Origin of the sequence: Streptomyces sp. P17 (assembly GCF_032436805.1) — a bacterium.
GTDB lineage: Bacteria > Actinomycetota > Actinomycetes > Streptomycetales > Streptomycetaceae > Streptomyces.
Genome location: NZ_JAVRBF010000021.1, coordinates 40,138 through 65,254, shown reverse-complemented (window position 1 = coordinate 65,254; position 25,117 = coordinate 40,138). Strand labels below are relative to the sequence as shown.

The 25,117-nt window shown below is 68.1% G+C and carries 17 protein-coding genes and 1 pseudogene; 10 read left to right on the top strand and 8 right to left on the bottom strand.

The genetic code is table 11. The features are described from left to right. Nucleotides 1-31: 31 nt before the first annotated feature. The 3 genes from RMT89_RS15900 to RMT89_RS15890 are packed head-to-tail and all read left to right on the top strand — an operon-like array spanning nucleotide 32 to nucleotide 4,415. The gene (locus RMT89_RS15900) at nucleotides 32-1,210 is read left to right on the top strand and encodes a tyrosine-type recombinase/integrase (protein ID WP_315884415.1); all 1,179 of its coding nucleotides are present in this window, start codon (nucleotides 32-34) and stop codon (nucleotides 1,208-1,210) included. Beyond that, entirely contained in the window at nucleotides 1,207-3,837 is a 2,631-nt protein-coding gene (locus RMT89_RS15895; protein WP_315884414.1) for a site-specific integrase, read from the top strand. Before RMT89_RS15900 ends, RMT89_RS15895 begins: the two co-directional genes overlap by 4 nt. Continuing rightward, the gene (locus RMT89_RS15890) at nucleotides 3,834-4,415 is read left to right on the top strand and encodes a DUF6262 family protein (protein WP_315884413.1); all 582 of its coding nucleotides are present in this window, start codon (nucleotides 3,834-3,836) and stop codon (nucleotides 4,413-4,415) included. Before RMT89_RS15895 ends, RMT89_RS15890 begins: the two co-directional genes overlap by 4 nt. A gap of 146 nt (nucleotides 4,416-4,561) precedes the next feature. Here the strand turns inward: RMT89_RS15890 and RMT89_RS15885 are convergent, their stop codons facing one another. Beyond that, complete coding sequence (locus tag RMT89_RS15885) at nucleotides 4,562-5,089, bottom strand: DinB family protein (RefSeq protein WP_315884412.1); 528 nt, start codon at nucleotides 5,087-5,089, stop codon at nucleotides 4,562-4,564. Between the two features lie 227 nt (nucleotides 5,090-5,316). Between RMT89_RS15885 and RMT89_RS15880 the strand changes: the two genes are divergently transcribed. The 6 genes from RMT89_RS15880 to RMT89_RS15855 all read left to right on the top strand — a co-directional run bounded on the left by RMT89_RS15880 (nucleotide 5,317) and on the right by RMT89_RS15855 (nucleotide 13,252). Continuing rightward, entirely contained in the window at nucleotides 5,317-6,099 is a 783-nt protein-coding gene (locus RMT89_RS15880; protein WP_315884411.1) for a hypothetical protein, read from the top strand. Continuing rightward, nucleotides 6,096-7,232 carry an AAA family ATPase gene (locus RMT89_RS15875; RefSeq protein WP_315884410.1) on the top strand — a complete coding sequence of 379 codons (1,137 nt, stop codon included), beginning with the start codon at nucleotides 6,096-6,098 and terminating at the stop codon, nucleotides 7,230-7,232. Before RMT89_RS15880 ends, RMT89_RS15875 begins: the two co-directional genes overlap by 4 nt. After that, entirely contained in the window at nucleotides 7,229-9,829 is a 2,601-nt protein-coding gene (locus RMT89_RS15870; RefSeq protein ID WP_315884409.1) for a TniQ family protein, read from the top strand. The genes RMT89_RS15875 and RMT89_RS15870 overlap by 4 nt, the downstream gene beginning before the upstream one ends. Before the next feature lie 207 nt (nucleotides 9,830-10,036). Continuing rightward, the gene (locus RMT89_RS15865) at nucleotides 10,037-11,698 is read left to right on the top strand and encodes an AIPR family protein (RefSeq protein WP_315884408.1); all 1,662 of its coding nucleotides are present in this window, start codon (nucleotides 10,037-10,039) and stop codon (nucleotides 11,696-11,698) included. A gap of 138 nt (nucleotides 11,699-11,836) precedes the next feature. Continuing rightward, nucleotides 11,837-12,727 (top strand): hypothetical protein, encoded by an 891-nt coding sequence (locus tag RMT89_RS15860; protein ID WP_315884407.1) that lies wholly within the window; start codon nucleotides 11,837-11,839, stop codon nucleotides 12,725-12,727. Nucleotides 12,728-13,051: 324 nt separating this feature from the next. Continuing rightward, nucleotides 13,052-13,252 carry a hypothetical protein gene (locus RMT89_RS15855; protein WP_315884406.1) on the top strand — a complete coding sequence of 67 codons (201 nt, stop codon included), beginning with the start codon at nucleotides 13,052-13,054 and terminating at the stop codon, nucleotides 13,250-13,252. 91 nt (nucleotides 13,253-13,343) lie between these two features. On the opposite strand, the gene RMT89_RS15850 is transcribed toward RMT89_RS15855, so the two are convergent. After that, complete coding sequence (locus RMT89_RS15850; RefSeq protein ID WP_315884405.1) at nucleotides 13,344-13,928, bottom strand: TetR/AcrR family transcriptional regulator; 585 nt, start codon at nucleotides 13,926-13,928, stop codon at nucleotides 13,344-13,346. Nucleotides 13,929-14,053: 125 nt separating this feature from the next. Here RMT89_RS15850 and RMT89_RS15845 point away from each other — a divergent pair. Then, nucleotides 14,054-15,015, top strand: a pseudogene (locus RMT89_RS15845) (MFS transporter); the annotation flags it as partial. Between the two features lie 10 nt (nucleotides 15,016-15,025). Here RMT89_RS15845 and serA read toward each other — a convergent pair. The 6 genes from serA to RMT89_RS15815 all read right to left on the bottom strand — a co-directional run bounded on the left by serA (nucleotide 15,026) and on the right by RMT89_RS15815 (nucleotide 25,077). Further along, nucleotides 15,026-16,615: a phosphoglycerate dehydrogenase gene (serA, locus tag RMT89_RS15840; protein ID WP_315884404.1), complete on the bottom strand. Its 1,590-nt coding sequence runs from the start codon at nucleotides 16,613-16,615 to the stop codon at nucleotides 15,026-15,028. A gap of 230 nt (nucleotides 16,616-16,845) precedes the next feature. Beyond that, nucleotides 16,846-17,844: a ketol-acid reductoisomerase gene (gene ilvC, locus RMT89_RS15835; RefSeq protein ID WP_062708929.1), complete on the bottom strand. Its 999-nt coding sequence runs from the start codon at nucleotides 17,842-17,844 to the stop codon at nucleotides 16,846-16,848. 118 nt (nucleotides 17,845-17,962) lie between these two features. Continuing rightward, on the bottom strand, nucleotides 17,963-18,487 hold the full coding sequence (gene ilvN, locus RMT89_RS15830; protein WP_007496172.1) for an acetolactate synthase small subunit: 525 nt from the start codon (nucleotides 18,485-18,487) through the stop codon (nucleotides 17,963-17,965). A 21-nt stretch (nucleotides 18,488-18,508) separates the two neighbouring features. Then, nucleotides 18,509-20,365: an acetolactate synthase large subunit gene (locus RMT89_RS15825; RefSeq protein ID WP_315884403.1), complete on the bottom strand. Its 1,857-nt coding sequence runs from the start codon at nucleotides 20,363-20,365 to the stop codon at nucleotides 18,509-18,511. A gap of 336 nt (nucleotides 20,366-20,701) precedes the next feature. Beyond that, nucleotides 20,702-23,713 carry an EAL domain-containing protein gene (locus RMT89_RS15820; protein ID WP_315884402.1) on the bottom strand — a complete coding sequence of 1,004 codons (3,012 nt, stop codon included), beginning with the start codon at nucleotides 23,711-23,713 and terminating at the stop codon, nucleotides 20,702-20,704. A gap of 389 nt (nucleotides 23,714-24,102) precedes the next feature. Further along, complete coding sequence (locus RMT89_RS15815; protein ID WP_315884401.1) at nucleotides 24,103-25,077, bottom strand: 2-hydroxyacid dehydrogenase; 975 nt, start codon at nucleotides 25,075-25,077, stop codon at nucleotides 24,103-24,105. Between the last annotated feature and the right edge of the window lie 40 nt (nucleotides 25,078-25,117).

Sequence of the window (25,117 nt, the reverse complement as noted above, 5' to 3'; positions counted from 1 at the left end):
CGTCATGTTCTGGAGTCGGTACGGAGGACGAGTGGTACGGCACCTTGTGGTCGGGGACTTGAGGGTCCAGCGGATCGAGCGAAAGGGCGGATGGAGGTCGTGGACCATCGTCTGCCCGGAGGGCACCCTCCACGCTGAGGCGGACCGGTTCCTGCGCGGCCATGACGGCTCGGGCACACAGAAGACATACGCGTACTACCTGGTGGATCACCTGCGGTGGCTGGAGCGCGAGTGTTTGGCCTTCGACACGGTCCAACTGCGCGATCTGGAACGGTACATGGGCATCGTCGGCGCCGAGGTCCACATGCCGCTCGGGGAGCCGTGGCGGGTAGGCAAGCGCCCTTACGGCCGGTCCGCGCTGTCGATCGCGGCGTCCTGCCTGAAGGGCTTCTACCTGCACCAGGCGTCCCTCGGCGTCAACGTGGACCTCGGTGAGAAGCTCGATGGCACGCGACTGCCGTCACGGGTGGACCGTCGCCGCTCGCTGCTCGGGCACGTGAAATCCGTGATGCCGGCGAACCCGCTCTCGCCGAAAGGGCCGCACCGGCGGCACCCGAAGATGCTGCCCGACGGGGCGAGGGAGAAGCTGCTGGAGACGGTGAACTCGGCCCGGGACCGACTGGTGGTGACCTGGCTCGCCGACGGCGGGCTTCGGATCGGCGAACTCTGCGGGCTGCACCTGGTCGACCTGCACCTGCGGGAGAACGCGGCCTGCAACGAGTGCCGCAGCCCTCACCTGCATGTCTGCCACCGGCCGGAGAACCCCAACCGGGCCGAGGCCAAGACCAAGCACTCCTGGCAGGTCGAACACGGCACGGTCACCGGCGGGCTGATCAAGCGGGTCAGCCCGGAGATGGTGCACACCTACTTCGAGTACCTCACCAGCGAGTACCCGCGCGGCGCGGGACACGGCATGCTCCTGGTCCAGCTGCACGGCGCCCGCATCGGGCAGCCATGGGCGCCGGTCGGGGCCCGGCGGATGCTCGGCCGGGCCGGGAAACGCGCCGGGCTCGGGCTGGTGAAACCCCATGCCTTCCGGCACACGTTCACCTCCGCTGTCCTCGACGCCGCCGACGGCAACCTGCTGATAGCCCGGGACGCCGGCGGCTGGGCCTCGGCCGCTACGGTCGACGAGGTCTACGGCCACGTCGACCTTCAGGACCCCACGTTCGACGCCGCCCTGCGCACGGTCTGGGGTGAGCCGAAGTGACCGTGACAACCCTGCTGCCGCAGCCGGACCCCCGCGTCGGCCGGGACCGGCTGGAGATCCTCACCGCGCTGATCAGCGTCCCGTCGTTCGACCCGCTGTTCCGCCCGGACATCATCAAGGTCCCACCGAACCATCCTGTCTACCGGTGGAATTGCCTCTGCGCTGACTGCGAGCGGTCCACGATGGGCCACGGCGATCTGTGCTCATCCCACGAGATGCTCTGGCGCGACCACCGCGCCCGGGAAGGAACGCGAGCAGAGTTCCTCCGCACCGCGCCGTCCGTCGGCCTTGGGGATGGCGTGGAGCAACGGACCTGCGGGATCTGCCCCGAACGCCCCGCCCGACACCTCACGCTGGAGCTCTGCCATTATCACGAGTTCCGTTGGTACAACCATCGCGGCCGCCGGGACGGCGATGCCGACTTCGACGCCTGGCTCCTCGACCAGCACTCCCTCCCGGGCTTCGGCAGTTGCCGGGTCCAGGTCTGCCCCGAACTGGCGGACTCCCCGCTCGGTCTGTGCTTCCGGCACGAACGCCGCTACCGCAGGCATGGCAGGCCGGGAGGAGCGGCCCTGCCGTCGCAGTGGGGCACCCGCTATGGACGCCGCGGGCTGGTCGCGCCGGTCAGCTATGAGGACGAGCACGCCTTCGAGCGCTGGTGCGCGAGTGCCGTGGCGGTGCTCCGGCCCGCGCAGGTCAACCTTCGGGGGCTGCATCCGCTGCTGCGGGCCGAGATCAAGTGGGGCATGTTCGCCTACACCCAGAAGGCGCACGGCCGTTGGGAACTGGTGACCTGGCAGGGCTTGGCGAACTTCGCCCGCGAGCACGGTCTCCGGTCGCTGACGGACGCGGGCCCCGAGGAGGAACGGCTTCTGCAGAAGGCGGTCAGCCGCGAGGCGGTCCACATCGTGCGGGCCGTTACCGGCTGGCTGCAGCCTCTCTACGTGACGCCGGCCGAGACGCGCGAGCTCGGATACATCCTCACCGAGCACTTCGGGCGGAAGCTCACCGGCCGCTCGGTCCGCATGGACCTCACCGGCGTCTCCCAGCAATGGTTGCGCGACCTGATCTGGGACCACTTGGTCGCGATCCTGCGCTCTCCCAGCTGTCCGCGCAGCGGAGGAACTTTCGACGACATGCGCCGGGCCGGTCTGGAACTGAGTACCTTCCTGGAACTCCACGCTCCCGCCGGCGGCCACGACCCGCGGGTGCTGACGGCCGAGCACATGCACCAGTTCGTCGCCGACCAGCGGCAACGCGAGCGGGACGGCCTCGTCTCGTTGGCGGCCAGAGGCGTCCACGGCAAGCCGTCGATCGTGACCGCCAACACCCGACAGCGTGTTTTCCACCGCACCCGGCGGCTCCTGAGAGGGGCCCTGGAGTCAGGCGATGCCGAACGTCTCGGCCTGGACCGGGCCTTCATCGCCGCCATGCCCGCCCCAGGACGGACGGTCAGCCGCTCTCGGCAGCCGTTCGCCGACGGTGTCGCCCGCGCGCTCGCCGACGAGACCAACCTGCTCAGGCTCGCGGAGACCTACGACCCGTTCGACCGCGGCCTGCGGGACGCCTGGGAGACGATCATCGTCACGGGCCGCCGCTGCGGTGAGATCCTCCAGCTCCGCCTGGAGTGCCTCGGCCGCTACGGCGGACTCCCGATGCTCTGGCACGACCAGACCAAGGTCGGCAACTACGACCAGGCCCTGCGGATCCCCGAGCGGGTCCACCAACTTCTGGAAGCACGCCAGCGCAAGACCCTGATCCTGTTCGAGGCCCGGAACAACCGGCCGCCCACCGCCGAGGAACGCACCAGGATGGCGCTGTTCCCCACGAACATCCGTAACCGCGACGGACGTCGGCCGCTGTCCTACAAGTGGTTCCACAAGGGCTTCAAGCTCTGGATCGACGAGCTCGACATCGGCCGCTGGGTCCCCCACCAGGCCCGGCATTCGCTGGCGACCAGCCTGCTACGGGCCGGGGCGACCCTGACCCACGTCCGCCGATACCTCGGCCACGTCTCCGAGCGGATGGCCGAGCACTACGTCCACCTGACCCAGTCCGACCTCGAAGACGTCCTCCAACACGTCTGGGTCGCCGGTCCGGGGACCGCCAGCCCGGGCGAAATCCTCACCGAGGCGGCCACCCCGCTCACCCGCGAACAGGCTCAGGCCCTCGCCATCGATCTGTCCCGCCGCAGCACCCCCGCCGAGGGCGGATTCTGCACCTTCCAGCCGGTCGTCGACGGCGGCGCCTGCCCCTGGAACCTCGACTGCCACAACTGCGACAAGTTCGTCCTGTCCGGCGCCGACCTCCTCTACTGGCGGCGCAAGCGCGAGCAGTGGCGGCTGCTCGCAGAAGGCGCCCCCGACGACGCCACCGCCGACTACCTCCACCGCTACTTCGAGCCGACCGCCCGTGCCATCGACGGCCTGGAGAAGGCCCTGGCCGGCCTCGGCCTCCTCGACGACGCCCTCGCCCTGGACCTGCGCAAACCCCAGGACTACTTCCACCGCGTCTGGTCCACCGTCTTCCGCGCCGCCGACCTCGCCGACGCGGGCACGGAGCAGGAGAGCGAGTACAGCGATACGTGCACAGCCGAGGACACCGACCCCGAACAGGACGTCGCATGAACGCCGTTCCCGAACCCCGCACTGCCGCGGCCCTGGCAGCTCGCCGCGGCAAGACCGACACGGCCCTCCTGCGGGTCCGCGAGTCCATCGCCCGGCTCCAACGGGAGAAGGCCCAGGTCAGCGTCGCTGCTGTCGCCCGGCGGGCGAACGTCTCGCGCACCTTCCTCTATGCCAACCCCGAGGCCCGGGCCGCCGTCGCCACTGCGATAGCCGAGGCAGGTGATCGCCGGACTCGGATCCTCGTCGAACAGGACAACGAGCGCGAGGCAACCTGGCGCGAGCGCGCGTTGAACGCCGAGGAAGCGCTCAAGGCCGCCCAGACCGAGATCCTTACCCAGCGCACCCGCATCGGTGAACTTCTCGGCCAGATAAGGGACTTGCAAGCCGAGTGGACCGAAGAGGCCATCCAGCGGATCACCACCGAGAACACCACCCTCAAACATAGGGTCCGCCAGCTGACCGCCGACAACCGCACCCTCGACGAGCGGCTCAAAGCCGCCCGATCCAACCTCCGCTTCCAGGACCGGCGCGTCGCCGACCTCGAAGCCCGCCTCACCGGGACGGAACCACCGGCCTGATCGCATCCCGCTGATATCTCAGGGCCCGTCCACCGCCCCGGTGGACGGGCCCATCCCGTGATCCCGCTGGGCAGGCCGAACGAGCCACCGCCAGCTGAGGGGGCGGCGGCTCGTTCATGCGGTCATTCCAGTCACGGAAACGCGCCTCACGCCCCGGCGACTCCGTCGATGCGCTCTCGGATCAGATCGGCATGGCCATTGTGACGTGCATACTCCTCGATCATGTGGACCATGATCCAGCGCAGCGACACACCGTGATCGCCTACATGGCCAGCTTCCTGTTCGGACAAGCGACCGGAGTCGTCCAGTGATGCGGCGGCGATGAGCTCACGGCCGCGAGCGACTTCCGTTTGCCAGACAGCCGTCGCCTCGTCGAGCCCACGGTCCGGATGAAGAGCAAAGCCATCAGTATTGCTCTCCCCGAAGACCGGGGGCACGTCCTGGCCCGTGAACACGCGCTGGAACCAGTTGCGTTCCACTTCAGCCATGTGCTGGACGAGACCCAGCAGCGTCATCGACGACGGCGCCACCGAGGCCAGTCGTAATTGATCATCTTTGAGGCCCGAGCACTTGACGGTGAGAGTCGCACGGTGAAAGTCAAGCCATGCTTCCAGCATGGCGCGCTCATCAGCATGCGCGGGAGGAATCGGCCGTCCATCCGGTGTCGTAGTCATGACCGCACTCTGGCAGCAGCGGCCATGACCTACGACCGCCTTCGCTGGCGACGAACACGCGTGATCGACGCCTCCCGAGGCAAGTCAGAACATCAAGACTCACAGCGACAGCCCCATCCCATCGTCACGAACATGTAGTCTATGAATCGCCGCAGTTCAGAGCCGGTGCACGAGCTCCTGCGGTCGGTAAAGCTGTCTATCACCGGCGGCCCCACCGTGGTCTGTCCGTGCCGGAGGTGCCGGGGCTGAAGCTGAGCCCGCTGGACATGTTCGAGCACGGTGTCACCCGGGCGGGCCCGCTGCGGATCCCGGCCCGCCCGAACCTGGCCCTGGAGTTCCTGGAGGAGGAACGCGTCCCGATCCACCACTACGGGGTCGAGATCGAGGGGCTGCGCTACAACGGGGACGCGCTGAACGACTACCGCAACCAGCCCAGTCCTTATCGCGGGGTGGATGCGGGCAAATGGCCGATCGCCGTGGACCGCGGCGATATGCGGAAGGTGTACTTCCAGGATCCCAAGCTGCGACAGTGGCATGCGCTCGCCTGGGAACATGCAGCCCTGCTGGACGGCCCCTTCAGCAGGGAGGCGCTGGTCTACGCCCGCCGTCTCGCCAAGAAGACCCACCGTTTCCCGGACACCAAACGGGCACTGATCGAACTCCTCGAGCGGTGGGGTGCCGGGTTGGCTGAGGACCGCACCGAGCGGCGGATGGCAGTGCGGCTGTCCCAGGAACGGCTGCGGCTGGTGGGCGAGACGAATGAACTGCAGGACGCGAAGGCCGAAGTCGCCGCCCTGCCGTCGGTCCGGCGCTTCGCCGACCTCAGCTCGACGGAGTCCGGCCCAGAAGAAGAAGCCGACGGGCCTGGCCTGCATGTCGTCGGATCCCAGGCCGATGACCTGGGCGGGGACGACGACGAGGATGAGGAGTGCGACGCTTCCTTCCCGGGCGACGACAGCGCCGCCCTCGACGAGGACGACTACTACGCCGACGTCTGGACCAGCCGTTGAGTACGGCGGACGGCATCGAGCCGTTCGAGGGCGACGACCGCCAGTACACCCCCACCCGGCTTACGGGCTGGCTGCAGGAGGTCAACGGCCCAGACCGCATCCAGCCTCCGCAGCTCACCCGGGCCCAGCTCGCCGACCTCTCGCCACGGAATCTGCTGGTGCACAACGACAACCGGGACGTCTGGCACGCCAACATCGGCCCGATCGATACGCCCCAACTCCTTGCTCTGCACGACGCCCTGGCCGAGATCGTCGAGTCGAACCGGCACGACGGGGACAAAACGAAGCCTGCGGCCCTGGTGGATGCCTATCCCGGGCTCGGCAAGAGCACAGCGGTGCGGGACTACGGCCGCAAGCTGTTCCGCAAGCAAGTTGCCCTGCGCGGAGAGACGACGCCGAGCGGAGACCGCCGCGTCCCAGTCATCTACATCGCGTTGAGCGGGAACACACAGATCCGCGGGCTGAACGCGGCGATCTGCCGCTTCTACGGCCTGCCCACCTCCGGGAACGCCGACACCCTGGCCGAGCGGGCCGTGGATGCCGTGTTGTCCATGAAGACGGCCGCGATCATCATCGACGACATCCATTTCCTCGCCGGGGCGAACTCCAACTCGGTCCGCATGGCGAACCAATTGAAGTACTTGGCGAACGTCTTCCCCGTCACCCTGATCTACGTCGGAGTCGGCGTCCAACAGCGTGGTGTCCTGCGTGAGGGCTTCTCCGACAGACAGACCGAGCTCGCCCAGTTCGGTCGCCGCACCACCCCTTTGACGCTGCCGCCGTTCCAGATCGAGGACGACGAAGGCCGCCAGCACTGGCAGACCCTGCTCAAGACGATCGAACAGAAACTCGTCCTGGCGGAGAAGTACCCCGGAATGCTCGCCAGGGACCTGTCCGACTACCTCTTCGCACGCTCCACCGGACACTTCGCCTCCCTCATGGCGCTGATCAACCGCGGCTGCCTGCGCGCGATTCGCTCCGGTCATGAGCGTCTCGACAAGGACTTGATGGACCTGGTCAAGAACGACGCCGCCGCTGAAGCGGCCCGCAAGGAACTCGAAGCCGAGATCGCGGCCGGCCTGCTGACCAGCCGACCGACGTCGTCTCCACAACGTCGAAGGAAGTCGGCGTGACTGTTTGGACCGATGACCGCATCCCCATCGCGCTGGCACCTCTTCCGGGCGAGGCCCTGGAAAGCTGGATCGGCGCCTACGCGCGCCGACTGCGCGTCACCAACAGCGTCTTCCTCGAAGCCGTCGGGCTGCCCGGCGCCCGCACGTCACACCTCGCGCTCCGGCTCACCTCTGACGAAACGACCGCCTTGGAGCGGGCCACCGGCGTCAAACGGCAGGCACTCACCAGCATGACGCTCGAGCCCTACGATGGGCTGGCAGTGGCGATCCTGCCCGACCGGCGCAAGCTGTCCAGACCACCAGCCTGGAGGTTCAGCGGAAGCCGAGCCCGCTACTGCCCTGGGTGCCTGGGCCATAACGCCGGCCGCGGGCCGGTCTTCTGGCGCCTCCCGTGGGCCTTCGCCTGTCCCACCCACCACACACTGCTGCTGGACTTCTGTCCCGACTGCCACCAGCCCCCGCACCCTTGGAAAGCAAGGCGGCTCGGTCCCCGCGGAACGGGCACCTGCACGCGGGCTCACAGCAGTCTCGGCCTCCGGGCAGCCTGCGGAGCCGACCTCACACAGGCCCGGGCCACCCCTCTGCCCGCCCCAGGACTCGTGCTGGCCGCCCAGCGGCACATCATCACCCTGCTGAACGGCGAACCGGCCGCAAGGCCGGCCGCGCTGGCCGAGGTCAAGCAGCTCTACGCCCTGGCCTGGCGCATTCTGCGTGGTCTGCACACCATCGCGGACCGGGCACCGGAGGTCGTACACACCGTGGTGACCGAGTGCGGCGGAGGTCTACCACAGCTGACCAGCGAGGACGTCGGGCACGACGCCCACAATGCCGCCGTCGGCACCGCTCTGGCCCGCATCGCCCTTCACCCCGGCCATGCCGACCACGAGGCACTCTTCGAGTGGATCCTCGAAGCCGACCGTTCGCTGCTGAAGACCTCGAAGAACAACATCGGCGCGATGGCCGACCGATGGACCTGGAGCGGTCCCGAGCTGGTCGGCCGCGTGCTGGCCAAGCTCGACCCCCAGGCCACCTTGCACGCCCGACTTCGTTACGCCAGCGCCAGCCCCCGACCACGCTGGCCGGACCTCCCCGCCGACGCCATCACCCGCCGGGCGACAATGATCCCTGCCATGCTCTGGCCCGGATGGACGATGCGCCTGCTCCCGCGCCCCACGAACAACAAAGACCCCCGCGCTGGCACGTTCCGCCGCGGCTGCAGCAGCTTCCTCCTGCTTCCCGGCGGGCCGCCCCAGCTGAACTTCGAACGTGTCGGCCCGCTCCTGGGCAACCAGGAGATCAACACCGATCGCGACAGCATCGAACGACGCCTCTATCTCGATCATGATCTGACCCCACTGGCATCCACGCTGGCCCAGCTCGCCCGCGCCTTGGACGAGCATGGCTCTCCCATCGACTACGCCAGACGGCGAGCCACCTTCACCCGCACCACGGTCACCCTCGATCTCGACGCCTATGCACGGTTATGCGTCCAGCAGGGCTGGAACCCCGGCCAGCAGCATCGCGTGCTCCTGATGCGTGCGTATCTGCTGATGCTGCTGACCGGCGAGGTTCATCCCCCGCCCGAAGGAGCGTCCTACCGATTCGCATGGCACTGCTCGGAGTTCCGGTTCCATGCGCCCCGCGCCCTCCGCTCGTTCCTCCGCCAGCAAGCCGAAGACAACCTCGCCCACCGCAAGATCACCGAACCCGTTACGTGGGAACCACCCGAGACATGGGTGACCGGCGTCCGATGGCCCGGCCTCTCCCCCACGGACATCGTCACGGACGAGTTCCGTGATCTGCTGGCAACGGCCGGCACCGTCCATGAGGCTGCTGACGCTCTCGGCCTGGCCGCAGAACACGTCCGCCTCTACTGCGATCTCACGAAGACCGGCGCAGCCACCCCCAGCGACGTGATCGGCAAGCACCTCAGCACACGAACCGCGCGAAAGGCCAAGATCCGCGAAGGCGTTCTTGCCCCGGAGTACCTCCGTGATCTCTACGTGAACCAGAAGCTGGAGCTCACGCACATCGCTAACCTGGCGTCCTGCGGACCCGACACGGTCCGCCGACTCCTGCGGCAGGAAGGAATCCCACTCCGCCCCCGGCCACGACGAATCCCGGACCGCCCCGACATCACCCGTGAATGGCTCCACCACGAGTACATCGAACGCCAACGCGACATCGCCAACCTCGCCCGCGAACGCGGCGTCACCCACTACCACCTCACCAAGATGGCCAGAACCTGGGGCATCCCGATCCGTCCCTCCGGAGGCGGCTGCTACAGCGCTGTCGGGCATCTGGACCTTCGCCGTCCCCTGTCGGAGCACATGCGTAAAGTGGTTACGACCCCGCAAGCCATCGACCGGCTACGGGCCATCAGTTCGGTCCCCGGCCACCCCAGCTTCGCCGCCGCAGCCCGGAGGAACTCCACGGGAAGCGACAGCGCCCTCCGCCAGCGAGTGATCTTGATCGAAAAGACAGTCGGGTTCCAGATCATCGACCGTTCCGCCAAGCCCCTCGCACCCACCGAACGTGGACGCGAGTTCCTACGCGAAGCCCGCGAGATCCTCGACACCGCGGACGGGAGGCTGTGAGTGCGATGAAGGCGACCTCCCGCGGAGCAACGGGATGCACGGGTGGGATACGAATCCGATCAGCTGATCTCTCGACCCTGCGGCCACCTCTTTGGCTTGAGACAAGGGCCACCAGATGCGACGCAGTCGTTTCTACCTGGTCCACGACTCTCCATATCTGATGGATATATTCGATAGCCTTCCCGTTTCAACCAGAAGGGAAATGGTGTGAGCAAGTTTCACGTCAGCCAGATTGAGACTCACGTTCGCGCTCTTTATGAGCCGGAAAACTGGAACGCCGACCTGGGTGACGTAAATAACCTGTCACGCCTTTTGGCGCTCCATTCTGTCCATCTCGTCCTGGGTTCCTCGGAAGGGTCCCAGCCGTTGATTGAGATCACGGACGGTGCTAAAGACCGGGGAATTGATGCCATCGGAGTTGACTCGACGGCAAAGCTGGTTGTCTTTGTTCAATCGAAGTGGCGCCAGGATGGGTCGGGCTCCATGGCGCTGGGTGACGTTCTGAAGTTCTTGCAGGGCGTCAAGTCTCTGCTCGGAATGCGTGCTGACGATGATCTCGCCCACGCTTCCGAAGGCACGAAGACGGCAGTTCGTGATCTACTGAAGACGCCAGGGGCTCGTATCCGATTGGTCACGGTTACGACAGCCGGCGATGCGCTTGCATCGGAAGTCCAGGATCCAATTATTGAGTTGCTGAATCAACTCAATGACTTGGAAGGGATTGAGCCTCTCGCCACCCACGTCCACTTCGCTCAGGCCGACCTCTTTAATTCGATCTCGGAGCAGGCACGACCCGCTGTTGACATCGAGTTGCAGATGCTTGACTGGGGACGGGCATCTGAGCCCCAAAGGATGTACTACGGACGGGTCAGTGCGGCCGAGATTGCGGGTTGGTTCAGGGACTACGGTGTCGATCTATTCGCCGAGAACATTCGTGTCGTGATTCCCAGGTCAGATATTAATGACGGGATCTTGCAAACGATCCGCGACGACCCGGAACGGTTTGCCTACTACAACAACGGCATCACTGTGCTCGCAGAAGCGATTGAGATTGGTCCCGGCGGAGCCCTGAATCGAGACGTCGGATTCTTCAAACTTTCCGGCGCGAGCATCGTCAATGGGGCGCAGACCGTTTCAACCTTGGGCGCAGTACTCAGGACGGAGCACGAGAAGAATCTAGGAAGTGCTTTCGTTCTCGTGCGATGCATCGAGGTACCTAAAGCTGAGGATGAACTGGGGCGCCGCATCACAAGGTTTGCCAATACCCAGAATGAAGTTTCCAGTCAGGACTTTGCATTTTTGGACCAGGAGCAGCACCGCCTCGTGCGTGAACTCCAAGTGCTCGGATATGAGTACCTTCTGCGTTCAGCGGAACAAGCAAAGTCGAAGGATTCTGAAAAGGTAATCGAGGTGAGGCAGGCCGCGGTGGCCCTTGCGTGTGCATCAAGGAACGTAAACCACTCAGTGATCGCCAAGCGGGAAGTGTCCCGACTGTTTTCCGAGGCGTCCGTTTACCGCTCCCTCTTCAATCCGAATACGGACCCCCTGAGGCTTACGCGAGCCGTGAGGATCACCGTCTCTGTCGACAATTTGCTCGACAAGATCGAGCGAGAGCGCGACGGCGCGGAGGCTGGTATCGCGGTGCATGGCAGAAGAGTCATCGCGCATCTGGTGATGAGGAAGCTGGGGGATAATTTCCTGAGAGCCCCTGAGAGTGATTTGACTCCTGTTCTGGACGGATTGGAGTCGGAGGTCAATGGGTATGTTGCTGCCATGGTCCTGGCATTTCCGGCCAACGCATACCCGGGTAACGTGTTCAAAAATCAGGCGAGGGTTGCGGCCCTGATTCGAGACGCCGGACTGACGTGACGCAGAACGGCTTCGTAGGTCATCTGTGGCAGCGCAGTCTTACGGTCGGTTGCCGATGCCTTGTGGTCTCTTCGGGAGGTCACGGCCAGTGGGCGAGGTTCTGAAGCCCTATCGGGACCTTCGTGGCAGACTCCAGGGATGCTGATATCTCGCGGGCGCCTTCGTGCGGAGGAGATCGACGACCGGGAACTGGCCGCCTCTCTCGCCAACGAGGCCCTCCTGGAGATTCGCCTCCTGGTCACACGTACCAAGACACGGCCAGAGGAGTTCCCGCCTGACGAGGCCATCGACCGCATCAACGACCTGGTCGGCTTCAGCCGCGAAATGCTGGCGGTCTCTAGGCCGCACCGTTGGCGGCCTTCGCGAGGCACTCCCAGCAGGCGAGAACAAGCGTTGTCAGAGCGTCCGATGAGCTACCGATGGAACACCAGCGGCCCGGAGCGACGCGCCTGGATCCTTCGACACGTCGACCGGGCCGGGCTCCGCTGGACGCCGCCCCCTCCACTGCCGACGCCACGCAAGGGGGTGCCGGCCTTGAGCCTGCGGCAGCGGCTCGGCCTTCTGGCGAGCTGGCCAGTGAAGACCCCACCTAACCGTCAGCCGCTCCCTCATCACGCCCGCGTCCTCAAAGCCCTGGACAGCGAAGCGCTGATCTCTCTCTACGAGACGCGAGGTCAGGAACGGCACGGTGCCTGGCTCCGGATGCACCTGGACTCCGACGCCACCCATTTCCTCTTTCCGGATCCCGCTGACTACTCCTGGCCGGACCCGGATGCAGGACGCGATTGGTGGGAATGTCGGGTGCTCCTTCGGATGGCCGACGGGGAACAGGTGAACGGCCTGCTGGCCGTGGCTCCCGAGACCTTCGCCGCTCTACCTTCCACCGTGCCGCGCCTTCGCCAACACCAACTCGCTTACACTGCCCGCGCCACCGAGCGAGACAGCTACCTCTGGGGCCGGGACCACAAGTCGGACTGCAGCCCGGAGACCTGCGGATACGTAGCGATCGAGGACACTCCTGCCTCATAGACCCGATTGCCCACGCCTACACAGGGTGACCACGTTGCCGGGTTCAGCGCCCCCCGATTGCTCATGGAACACCGACACGAGTAGTGCGCATTAAGGTGCGGATTCGCGAGTTTCCGCAGGACCCAGTGCTCATCGAATCACGGACCCTACACGGTCCGCACCACGAACCACGCTTATGAAAGCGACGGTCACCAGGATGCGGTCGTCGCACGCACGCCCGGCGAGGGCAAGCGCGTCCACGTCGCGATGACGCAGCCGCCGCGCTCGGGGCGACGCCGAACCCCCGTTGGCCACCGAGTGGGAGGCGGGCGCGAGGGCCGTGCGTTGAGGGCGCTCACCGAGCGCGAGCTGCGCCCGGCCCGCCCCCGTATGCAGCCCGTCTTCCAGGATCCGTACGGCTCGCTCAGCCCTCGCCGCCGCATCCGCGACACGGTGGCGGAACCGCTCAAGGTCCACGGCCGCTGGACGGCCGACGGCTCCACGAGAGTCGCCGAACACCTCGACCGGGTCGGCCTGGACCCCTGAGGGCGCGATCCAGGGCCGACACCGGTTCGCCGAACGGCCGGCGTGCTGAAGCTGTTCAGCGATCTTCAGGACGACCTCGGCCTCGGGCGGATCACTTCCGAGCGGCGGCCTCAAGAACCTGACGCAGTCCCTCGGTGAGTTGCTCCGCGCCGGGCGCGGTCTTCGGGTCGAAGGTCCACTGCGCGATGAGGCCCGTCATGAGGGTCACGTAGAACATGCCGAGTGTGTCGGCGGTCTCGTCCGGGACATCCTCCTCGCGCCCGCCCATGAGCAGCGCAATCAGACCGCGCCCGGCCTCCCGCTGAGCCACCGCCAGGTGGTCACGGACCTCGGGCAGTTGGTCGCCCATGACGACGATCTCCATACTGAGCCGCCACGGCGAACCTGGTTCACGCACGGTGGCGACGACGTTCGCCCACACCTCCTGGAACCGCTCGAACGAGCCCGGCTCGGTGGTGAGCCCGGCGCTCCCGTCACCCTCGAAGGCGTCCCCCACCCCCTCGACCAGCGACACGTACGCCTGCGCCAGCAGCGCGTCCTTCGAGCCGTAGTGGTAGCCGATCGACGCCAGGTTGGTCCCCGACTCCTTGACGATGTCGCGCGCCGTCGTGCGCACGAACCCCTTCGCCAGCAGGCAGCGCTTGGCGCCTTCGAGCAGATCCTCGCGGTGTCCCATGGCGCCCAGACTACCCCGGATCCATACGGCCGTCCTATTCAGCTGTCCTATACAAGCGTTTAAGACGGGTGCACATTCCCCGGCATGACAACGAACCCGATGGGCACCGCCCGTGCCGGCCGCCGTTGGGGGAGTCGAAGAACCCCGAGCCCGGCCGCTTCGACCTGTTGAGCGTCCCGCTGTCGATGGCGGCCGTGCTCCCTGTGATCTACGGCCTCAAGGAGATCCCCTCCGAGGGCTGGAACGTCCGCTACGTCGTCTCGATCACCGTCGGCCTGCTCTTCGCGGCCCTCTTCGTCCACCGCCGGCGCACGGCCGCCTCCCCGATGATCTCCCCGGCCCTGTTCCGCGGCCGTGGCTTCGCCCCCTCGGTCGGCCTGAACCTCGTCTCGGCGTTCGGCATCACGGGCTCGGCGTACTTCACCACGCAGTACCTGCAGTCGGTGCTCGACAAGAGCGCGCTGGAGGCGGCCCTGTGGGCGCTCTGCCGTCCGTGCCGATCGGGGCGGCGGCACCGGTCGCGACGCAGCTGATGCAGAAGGGCGTCGCCCGCGGCTCTGTCGTCACCGGGGGCTTCGTCGTCGCCGCCTCGGGCTTCGGGCTGCTGTCCTTCGCCGGTACGGACTCACTGTGGCTGGTGCTGGCCACGTGCGCGGTGCTCGCCGTCGGCGGGGTCGTGGTGATGTCCCAGATCATGGACCTCGCCATGGGCACCGCCCCGGTGGAACGGGCGGGCTCCGCGTCCTCCCTGATGGAGACCGGCGCCGAGTTCGGCGGCGACCTGGGCATGGCGGTGCTCGGCTCGATCGGTACGGCGGTCTACCGCCACGAGATCCCCGCCTCGGCCCCGGACGCGGCCCACGAGACGCTGGGCGGAGCACTTGCGGTCGCCGACCAGGTGCCGGGCCTTGCCACGGCCGCGGGGGAGGCGTTCACCAGCGGGATGCAGGGGGCGGCGATCGCGGGAGCGGTGGTGCTGGTGGGGGCCGCGGTGCTGGCGGCGGTGACGCTGAGGCGGGTGGAGGTCCGGGAGCGGACATGCGAAACGCCGGACGAGCCGAGCAAGCTCAGCGCGTCCGGCGTCTGACGCAATGGCCTCAGGCCAGGTTCACCGCGCGAGCGGACGTCGCGCCGATCTCCTCGGCCACCTCGGTCAGCACCCCGGCGGGCACCGTGTCGTCCACCGTCAGCACGGCCAGCGCCTCGCCGCCGGCGACCGCGCGGGACACCTGCATACCGGCGATGTTGATGCCCGCCTCGCCGAAGACCCGGCCCACGGTGCCGACGACACCCGGACGGTCCTCGTAGCGCAGGACGACCATGTGGTCGGCGAGGGCGAGGTCGACGTCGTAGTCGCCGACCGCGACGATCTTCTGGAGGTGCTTGGGGCCGGCCAGCGTGCCGGAGACCGCGACCTCCTCGCCGCTGCCGAGCGTGCCGCGCACGGTGACGACATTGCGGTGGTCGGCCGACTCCGAGCTGGTGGTCAGCCGCACCTCGACACCGCGCTCCTGGGCGAACAGCGGGGCGTTGACGTAGGACACCGTCTCGTCGACGACGTCCTCGAAGACACCCTTGAGCGCGGAGAGTTCGAGCACCTTGACGTCGTGCTGGGTGATCTCGCCGTACACCTCGACGTCGAGACGGACCGCGACCTCACCGGCGAGCGCGGTGAAGATCCGGCCGAGGCGCTCGGCGAGCGGCAGGCCCGGCTTGACGTCCTCGGCGATGACGCCGCCCTGGACGTTCACCGCGTCCGGGACCAGCTCACCGGCGAGCGCGAGGCGCACCGAGCGGGCGACGGCGATACCGGCCTTCTCCTGCGCCTCGTCGGTGGAGGCACCGAGGTGCGGGGTGGCGACGACCTGGTCGAACTCGAAGAGCGGGGAGTCCGTGCAGGGCTCCTTCGCGTACACGTCGAGGCCGGCGCCGGCGACCCGGCCCTCCTTCAGCGCGGAGTACAGCGCCTCCTCGTCAACGATCCCGCCCCGCGCGGCGTTGACGATACGGACGCTCGGCTTGACCTTGCGCAGCGCCTCGTCGCCGATGAGACCGAGGGTCTCGGGGGTCTTCGGCAGGTGCACGGTGATGAAGTCGGAGACCTCAAGGAGCTCGTCCAGGGAGAGCACCTTGACGCCCATCTGCGCGGCCCGGGCAGGCTGGACGTAGGGGTCGTAGGCGACGACCTTCATACCGAAGGCGGACATGCGCTGCGCGACGAGCGCGCCGATGCGCCCGAGGCCCACGACACCGAGGGTCTTCTCGGCCAGCTCGACGCCCGTGTACTTGCTCCGCTTCCACTCGCCGTTCTTCAGCGCGGCGTTGGCCTGCGGGATGTTGCGGGCGGTGGCGAGGAGCAGACCGCAGGCCAGTTCGGCGGCGGTCACGATGTTGGAGGTCGGGGCGTTGACGACCATCACGCCGGCCTTGGTGGCGGCGGAGACGTCGACGTTGTCCAGGCCGACGCCGGCTCGTGCGACGACCTTCAGCTTGTTCGCGGCGGCGATCGCCTCGGCGTCGACCTTGGTGGCCGAGCGGATCAGGATCGCGTCCACGTCGGCGATGGCCGGGAGCAGCTCCGCCCGGTCGGCGCCGTTGCAGTGGCGGATCTCGAAGTCCGGGCCAAGCGCGTCCACGGTCGCGGGCGACAGCTCTTCAGCGATGAGTACGACGGGTTTCGAGCTCACGTGAGTCCTCACAAGTCCAATGCGGACGGCCGTCCCGACGGCCGCAGGCGGTGGAGGGTTGCTAGCCGCGTGGAAGACGCACGACGCTGTGGGCCTGACGCGTATGTTGTGCAGCAGTGTAGTGCTGCGGCTGACGGCGTCTTACGCCTCTGCGGAAGGATCACCCGTCCGTGAATGGACGGGGTGGACAACGGGGCCGGAGCACCACGCTCCGGCCCCGCGCCTGAGGCTTACGCCTCCTCGTTCACCCAGCTCATGAGCTTGCGCAGCTCCTTGCCGGTGGTCTCCAGCAGGTGCTCGGAGTCCTGCTGCTTGTACTCGTTGTACTTCTTCAGACCACCGTGGTACTCGTCCATCCAGGCCTGCGCGAAGGTGCCGTCCTGGATCTCCGCGAGGACCTTCTTCATCTCGGCCTTGGTGGCGTCGGTGATGATCCGCGGGCCGGTGACGTAGTCGCCCCACTCGGCGGTCTCGGAGATCGACCAGCGCATCTTCTCCAGGCCGCCCTCGTACATGAGGTCCACGATCAGCTTCAGCTCGTGCAGGCACTCGAAGTACGCGATCTCCGGCTGGTAGCCGGCCTCGGTCAGCGTCTCGAAACCGGCCTTGACCAGGGCGGCGGCGCCACCGCAGAGGACGGCCTGCTCACCGAACAGGTCGGTCTCGGTCTCCTCGGTGAAGGTCGTCTTGATGACGCCGGCGCGGGTGCCGCCGATGCCCTTGGCGTACGACAGGGCGAGCGCGAAGGCGTTGCCGGAGGCGTCCTGCTCGACGGCCGCGATGCAGGGAACGCCGCGGCCCTCCTCGTACTGGCGGCGCACGAGGTGGCCCGGGCCCTTCGGGGCGACCATGCAGACGTCCACGCCGGCCGGGGGCTTGATGAAGCCGAAGCGGATGTTGAAGCCGTGGCCGAAGAACAGGGCGTCGCCGTCGTTCAGGTTCGGGGCGATGTGCTCCTCGTAGACCTGGGCCTGGATCGGGTCCGGGACCAGGATCATGATGACGTCGGCCTCGGCGGCGGCCTCGGACGGCGTCACCACGCGCAGGCCCTGCTCCTCGGCCTTGGCCTTGGACTTGGAGCCCTCGTGCAGACCGACACGCACGTCGACACCCGAGTCACGGAGCGACAGCGCGTGGGCGTGGCCCTGACTGCCGTAACCGATGACCGCGACCTTGCGGCCCTGGATGATGGACAGGTCGGCGTCGGCGTCGTAGAACAGCTCGGCCACTTTGGGTTCTCTCCTTGTGTGCAGGTGTTGCGTCCCACCGTATGACGGCGGGCGGAAGGGAAGTTCGGGGGTCTCGGTATACGGGCGGCCGGTGTTCCCCGGCCGCCCGGATCCGTCGTTATGCCGACCGGTCGAGGGCGCGCAGCGACCGGTCCGTGATCGAACGTGCTCCGCGTCCGATCGCGATCGTGCCGGACTGGACGAGCTCCTTGATGCCGAACGGCTCCAGCATCTTCAGCATCGCCTCCAGCTTGTCGCTGGAGCCGGTGGCCTCGATCGTGACGGCCTCCGGGGAGACGTCGACGGTCTTGGCGCGGAACAGCTGGACGATCTCGACGATCTGGGAGCGCGTCTCGTTGTCGGCGCGCACCTTCACCAGAACGAGTTCGCGCTGAACGGCCGAACCGGGCTCCAGCTCGACGATCTTCAGCACGTTGACGAGCTTGTTGAGCTGCTTGGTCACCTGCTCCAGCGGCAGATCGGCCACGCTCACCACGATGGTGATACGGGAGATGTCGGGGTGCTCGGTGACGCCGACCGCGAGCGAGTCGATGTTGAAGCCGCGGCGGGAGAACAGGGCGGCGATCCGGGCCAGGATGCCGGGCGTGTTCTCCACCAGGACCGAGAGCGTGTGCTTGGACATTTTTCTCTACGTCTCTCTCGCTCAGTCGTCTTCGTTGTCGCCGAAGTCGGGGCGGACGTCCCGGGCGGCCATGATCTCGTCGTTGGAGGTGCCGGCGGCGACCATCGGCCACACCATCGCGTCCTCGTGGACGATGAAGTCGATGACGACCGGGCGGTCGTTGATCGAGTTCGCCTCCTCGATCACCTTGTCGAGGTCGGCCGGGTCCTCGCAGCGGATCGCGTAACAGCCCATGGCCTCCGACAGCTTGACGAAGTCGGGGACGCGGGTGCCGGCGCTGGGCTGCTTGCCGTCCGCCTCCGGGCCGCTGTGCAGCACGGTGTTGGAGTAGCGCTGGTTGTAGAAGAGGGTCTGCCACTGGCGGACCATCCCGAGGGCACCGTTGTTGATGATGGCGACCTTGATCGGGATGTTGTTCAGGGCGCAGGTGGTGAGCTCCTGATTGGTCATCTGGAAGCAGCCGTCGCCGTCGATCGCCCAGACGGTCTGGTCCGGGGCTCCGGCCTTGGCGCCCATCGCGGCCGGGACCGCGTAGCCCATCGTCCCGGCGCCGCCGGAGTTGAGCCAGGTGGCGGGCTTGTCGTACTCGATGAAGTGCGCGGCCCACATCTGGTGCTGGCCGACGCCCGCCGCGAAGATCGTGCCCTCGGGGGCGAGTTGGCCGATGCGCTGGATGACCTGCTGCGGGGACAGGGAGCCGTCCTCGGGCTGGTCGTAGCCGAGCGGGTAGCTGTCGCGCCAGCGGCTGAGGTCCTTCCACCAGGCCTCGTAGTCCCCCCGGTGGCCCTCGCTGTGCTCCTTCTGCACCGCCTGGATCAGATCGGCGATGACCTCACGGGCGTCGCCGACGATCGGCACGTCCGCGGCCCGGTTCTTGCCGATCTCGGCCGGGTCGATGTCGGCGTGCACGATCTTGGCGAACGGCGCGAAGCTGTCCAGCTTGCCGGTGACGCGGTCGTCGAAGCGGGCGCCGAGGGCGACGATCAGGTCGGCCTTCTGCAGTCCGGTCACGGCGGCCACCGAGCCGTGCATACCGGGCATGCCCAGGTGCAGCGGGTGGCTGTCGGGGAACGCCCCGAGCGCCATCAGGGTGGTGGTGACGGGCGCGCCGGTCAGCTCCGCGAGCACCTTCAGCTCGGCGGTGGCGCCGGCCTTGAGGACGCCGCCGCCGACGTAGAGGATCGGCCGCTTGGCGGCGGTGATCAGCTTGGCGGCCTCGCGGATCTGCTTGGCGTGCGGCTTGGTCACCGGGCGGTAGCCGGGCAGGTCCATGGTGGGCGGCCAGGAGAAGGTGGTCCGCGCCTGGAGCGCGTCCTTGGCGATGTCGACCAGGACCGGGCCCGGGCGACCGGTGGCGGCGATGTGGAACGCCTGCGCGATCACGCGCGGGATGTCCTCGGCCTTGGTCACCAGGAAGTTGTGCTTGGTGATCGGCATGGTGATGCCGACGATGTCCGCCTCCTGGAAGGCGTCGGTGCCGATCGCCTTGGAGGCGACCTGCCCGGTGATCGCGACCATCGGCACGGAGTCCATGTGCGCGTCGGCGATCGGGGTCACCAGGTTGGTGGCGCCGGGGCCCGAGGTCGCCATGCAGACACCGACCTTGCCGGTGGCCTGCGCGTAGCCGGTGGCGGCGTGGCCCGCGCCCTGCTCGTGCCGGACCAGGACGTGACGCACCTTCGTGGAGTCCATCAGCGGGTCGTACGCCGGGAGGATCGCACCGCCGGGAATGCCGAATACCGTGTCGGCGCCGACCTCCTCAAGAGAGCGGATGAGGGACTGCGCTCCCGTGACGTGCTCGGGCGCGGACTGCTGTCCTCCGGAACGGGGCCGCGGCTGCGGATGATGGGCCCCGGTGGCCTGCTCGGTCATCGGCATTCTCTTCTCGATGCTGAGGGTTTTTGCGAAGTTTGTGCGGTGTACGACTGCTGCTCGGCAGGTGCCTGTGCAACAAAAAACCCCTCGTGCCGTAAGGCAAGCGAGGGGAGCGCGCCGGGAGTGGGTCGCTGAGCGGTCAAGGGCTCAGCGTCAGCCGACGCGCTTTCCAAGTACGAGAATTCGGGTGCGCATGGCACTGACCCTCCCCCCGGCACGCACCGCATGTCAAGGTGGTGGGACGGGCGTCTCATTATGTGAGCGAAGGGCACTGCCGCCTCCGAGAACAGCGGGCACACCTCCGGTGTACACCCCCGAACCACCCCTTTCCATGGTCGTTCACCTCCGGGGCGCCACTGTCGGTGTCGAGGCCGCGACCGTGCTCAGCCCTTCGGGCCTGCGCGCGCTCGCACCCTCGACTCCGACGCGCCCCTGCGGCTCTCTCACGCCCGCGAACGCGGGCTCCACCGGTCCGTGCGGCACCGGATAGTGGCCGGATCCGAGCGCTCTGCGCAGCCGGAACTCGTCCAGCGGACCGGAGAACGCCATGCCCTGGCCATGGGTGCAGCCCATCGCGCGCAGCGCCACGACCTGCTCGGGCAGATCGACGCCGTCGGCCACGGACTGGAGCCCGAGGTCGGTGGCGATCCTCAGCAGCCCGCCGGTGATCTTGTGCAGCCGCGCGGACTCCACGACCCCCTCGACCAGACCGCGGTCCAGCTTGAGGATGTCCACGGGAAGTCTGCGCAGTGCGGTGATCGCCGCGCAACCGCTGCCGAAGCCGTCCAGCGCGATCCGGACACCCAGCCTGCGCAGCGCGCCGAGGCGACGCTCCAGCTCGTCCAACGAGACCCGTACGTCGGTGTCGGACAGCTCTATCACCAGCGCGCCCGAGGGCAGGCCGTGCCGGGTGAGCAGGGCCTCGATCGAGTCGAGCGGCATCGAGCGGTCCAGCAGCCGGCGCGCGCTCATCCGGACGCTGACCGGCACCGAGAGCCCGGTGGCGGTGCGCTCGGCGGCCTGCTCCACGGCCTCCTGAAGCATCCAGCGGCCCAGCTCGGCGGTCTTGTCGCTGTCCTCGGAGACCCGCAGGAACTCGGCGGGGGTGAACAGCACCCCTTGCGAGGACCGCCAGCGCGCCTGGGCGGCGACCGAGGTGATCCGGCCGTCCTCCAGACACACCACCGGCTGGTGCAGCAGCGCGAACTCGCCGTCGTGCAGCGCGGCCCGCAGTCGCGTGGCCAGCTCGGCCTTGCGTACGACGTCCTGCTGCATCTGCGGCTTGTACAGCTCCACCCGGCCCTTGCCGGACGCCTTGGCCCGGTACATCGCGAGGTCGGCGTTGCGCAGCAGCTCGCCCGCGCCGAGGCCCGGCTCGGCGAACGCGACGCCGATGGAGGCGGCGACCCGGACATCGTTGCCGTCGATGACGTACGGCTGCGACAACGTGACCCTGAGGCGGTCGGCGAGCTCCAGGATGTGCCGTTCGCGGGCGGACCGGTCGCGGGTGCCGTCTCCGACGATCAGTGCGGCGAACTCGTCGCCGCCGAGCCGGGACGCGGTGTCCCCGTGCCGGACCGCCTCCTGGAGTCTGCGGGCGGCCTGGACGAGCAGTTCGTCCCCGGCCTGGTGCCCGATCGTGTCGTTGACGGCCTTGAAGCCGTCCAGGTCGATGAAGAGGACGGCCGTGCCGCGCAGGGCGGCGCCGCGGTCGGAGGCGCGGCGGCCGGACAGGGCCTGCTGCACGCGCTTGGTGAACAGGGCGCGGTTGGGCAGGTCGGTGAGCGGGTCGTGTTCGGCGTTGTGCTGGAGCTGCGCCTGCAGGCGCACTCTTTCGGTCACGTCCCGGCTGTTGAAGATGAGGCCTCCGTGGTGGCGGTTGACGGTGGACTCGACGTTCAGCCAGCCGCCGTCACCGGAGCGGAAACGGCACTCGATGCGCGTCGTGGGTTCCTCAAGTGGGCTGGCGGCGAGGAATCGGCGCACCTCGTGCACCACGCAGCCCAGGTCCTCCGGGTGGATGAGACTGGCCAGTTCGGTCCCTACCAGCTCCTCCGCGGAGCGGCCGTAGACCCCGGCCGCGGCCGGGGAGACGTAGCGGAGGATGCCGCTCGGCGCGGCGATCATGATGACGTCGCTGGAGCCCTGCACCAGGGAGCGGAAGTGGTTCTCCTTCTGCGCCAGTTCCTGGGTGAGGGTGATGTTGTCGAGCAGCATGATGCCCTGGCGCACCACGAGGGCGAGTACCACGGTGCCGCCGGTGATGAGCACGACGCGGTCGACGCTGCGGCCGTTGAGGACGTTGTAGAGGATCCCCAGCGTGCAGACCGCGGCCGCGAGATAGGGAGTGAGGGCGGCCAGGGAGCCGGCGATCGGCCGGGCCGCCGGGAACCGGCTGTGATCACCCCCCTGCGCGGGCAGGTGGTGGCTGCCGCCGCGCTGTCCCGGCAGGTGCTCGTGCACCACGCGCGTGTACCCCTCGCTTTCCTGCCGCTCGGCGTCGCCGCCGCGCGGGGCGGCCCAGGGGGCGTAGGCGAGCAGCAGCGAGCCGGCGAACCAGCCCGCGTCGAGGAGTTGGCCGGAACGGTAGTTGTTGTGCATCAGCGGCGAGGTGAACAGGGCGTCGCACATCACGGTCAGGGCGAGTGCCCCGATCGCGGTGTTGACCGCGGTGCGGTTCACCGACGAGCGCCGGAAGTGCAGCGCGAGCACCATGCTGATCAGAGCGATGTCCAGCAGCGGGTAGGCCAGCGACAGCGCGGTGTGCGCCACGCTGGTCGCCTCGGACGCCGCCGCGGTCTGGGCGAGGGCGAGGCTCCATGCCAGGGTGAGCAGGGAGCCGCCGATCAGCCAGGCGTCCAGACCCAGGCAGACCCAGCCGGCCTTGGTCACCGGGCGCTTGGCGAGCACCAGCAGCCCCACGATGGCGGGCGGGGCGAAGCAGAGGAAGAACCCGTCCGCGTAGCTGGGGCTGGGCACGGGACGCCCGAGTACGACCTCGTACCACCCCCAGACGAGATTGCCGAGGGCGGCCATCACCGAGGAGAGGGCGAACAGCAGCCAGGCCGGCCGAAAGCGGATGCGGCGCCTTCGGGCGTAGAGGAAGCACGACACGGCGGCGGCGCCCGCGGCGGCGCTCAGTCCGAAGTCGCCCATGATCAGTGCGAGTTCGTCCGAACCCCAGCCGAGCGCGGAACCGACGGCGTATCCCGCGCAGACCAGGGCCAGGACGAGTTGGGGGACCATGCCGGACCCGCCGCCGGAGGACGGCGGCCGGGGCAGCGCCCCCGACGAGGGATGGGCCCGCAACGCTGCGTTGAGGGTGGTCGTGGGAGGCGGCGGCGAGCTCACCGGTCCCTCCCGGTCCGCGCCGCTCCCGGGTCCCGCGGGTCCCGGTGCGCTGGGTGCGCATGCCTCCTGCGGCTGCTGTGCCTGCGCTGGTGGCTGTGGTGTCCGCCGTGGTTGCCGTGGTGGCCGCGTCTGCGCGCGGTCGTGCGCCAGGGTCGCCGCCGGCGGCTCCGCCGCGTCGGATCGTTGGTCCATAGGCCGTGCATCGCCCGTCGCCCCCCTCACAGTCTGAAATGTCCATCCCCGGCGCCGAACGGTGCGCGGCGCAGCCCCTGTCGGGACGATACACCAGTCTCGTCACTCAGGGACATAGGTTCTCTACGCTCCGTGACGACAGCGGGGATGCGGGCACGGACCGCGTCCGGAAGATTGCGGAGGGTACCCGAACCGGATTACGTGGCTGTTGCGTTGGTCGACGGGCCACTGGAGGCGCCCGTCGTAAGGATCACGTTGCGCAGCGGCTCCCGGTTCACGAAACGGCTCAACTGGTCCACCAGCAGCCGTTTGGCGCGGGGCAGGAAGGCGGAGGTCGGGCCTCCCACATGCGGGCTGATGAGCACGCCGGGCGCCTGCCACAAGGGGTGGCCCGGGGGCAGCGGTTCGGGGTCGGTGACGTCGAGGGCTGCGGTGATGCGTCCGGCCTCCAGTTCGGCGAGCAGGGCCTTGGTGTCGACGACGCCACCGCGGGCGACGTTCACCAGCAGCGCGCCGTCCTTCATCCGGGCCAGGAAGCCGGCGTCGACCAGGTGGCGGGTGGTTTCGGTGAGCGGTGTGGACAGGATGACGACGTCCGCCTCGGGGAGCAGCCCGGGAAGTTGGGTGAGTGGATGCACCGGCCCGCGCGCCGTGGTGCGCTCGGAGCGCGCGACGCGCGCCACCCGCGCGAGCTCAAAGGGCGCGAGCCGGTCCTCGATGGCGGCGCCGATCGAGCCGTATCCCACGATGAGGACGCTCTTGTCGGCGAGCGCGGGCCGGAACCCGCCGAGCCACTCCCCCTTGTCCTGGGCGCGCACGAAGTCGGGGATGCCGCGCAGCGAGGCCAGGATCAGCGTGAGCGTGAGCTCGGCGGTGCTCGCCTCGTGCACCCCGCGCGCGTTGCAGAGCTGGACGCCGGGGCGCAGATGCTTCAGGCCGGGCTCGACGTGATCGGTGCCGGCGGACAGCGTCTGGACGGTCTGGACGGAGCTCATCAGGGGCAGCGGGCGCTGACCGACCGCCGGCGGCTTCATGTAGGGGACGACGTAGAAGGCGCACGCGGCGGGGTCGGCGGGATAGTCCTCGGCGCCGTCCCAGAAGCGGTAGTCCGGCCCCTCGGGGAGCCCCTCGATCTCTTCCGGCGGGATGGGAAGCCACACGTCAGGAGTCATGCTCAGGAGGCTATGTCAGGGCTCCGCGACGGCAGAGGTT

Bases quoted from the DNA above. Each gene is read 5' to 3' on its own strand.
- RMT89_RS15860 (WP_315884407.1), top strand. From the start codon at position 11,837: ATGCTGATATCTCGCGGGCGCCTTCGTGCGGAGGAGATCGACGACCGG.
- ilvN (WP_007496172.1), bottom strand. From the start codon at position 18,487: ATGTCCAAGCACACGCTCTCGGTCCTGGTGGAGAACACGCCCGGCATC.
- RMT89_RS15885 (WP_315884412.1), bottom strand. From the start codon at position 5,089: ATGACTACGACACCGGATGGACGGCCGATTCCTCCCGCGCATGCTGAT.
- RMT89_RS15890 (WP_315884413.1), top strand. From the start codon at position 3,834: ATGAACGCCGTTCCCGAACCCCGCACTGCCGCGGCCCTGGCAGCTCGC.
- RMT89_RS15815 (WP_315884401.1), bottom strand. From the start codon at position 25,077: ATGACTCCTGACGTGTGGCTTCCCATCCCGCCGGAAGAGATCGAGGGG.
- RMT89_RS15850 (WP_315884405.1), bottom strand. From the start codon at position 13,928: ATGGGACACCGCGAGGATCTGCTCGAAGGCGCCAAGCGCTGCCTGCTG.
- RMT89_RS15825 (WP_315884403.1), bottom strand. From the start codon at position 20,365: ATGCCGATGACCGAGCAGGCCACCGGGGCCCATCATCCGCAGCCGCGG.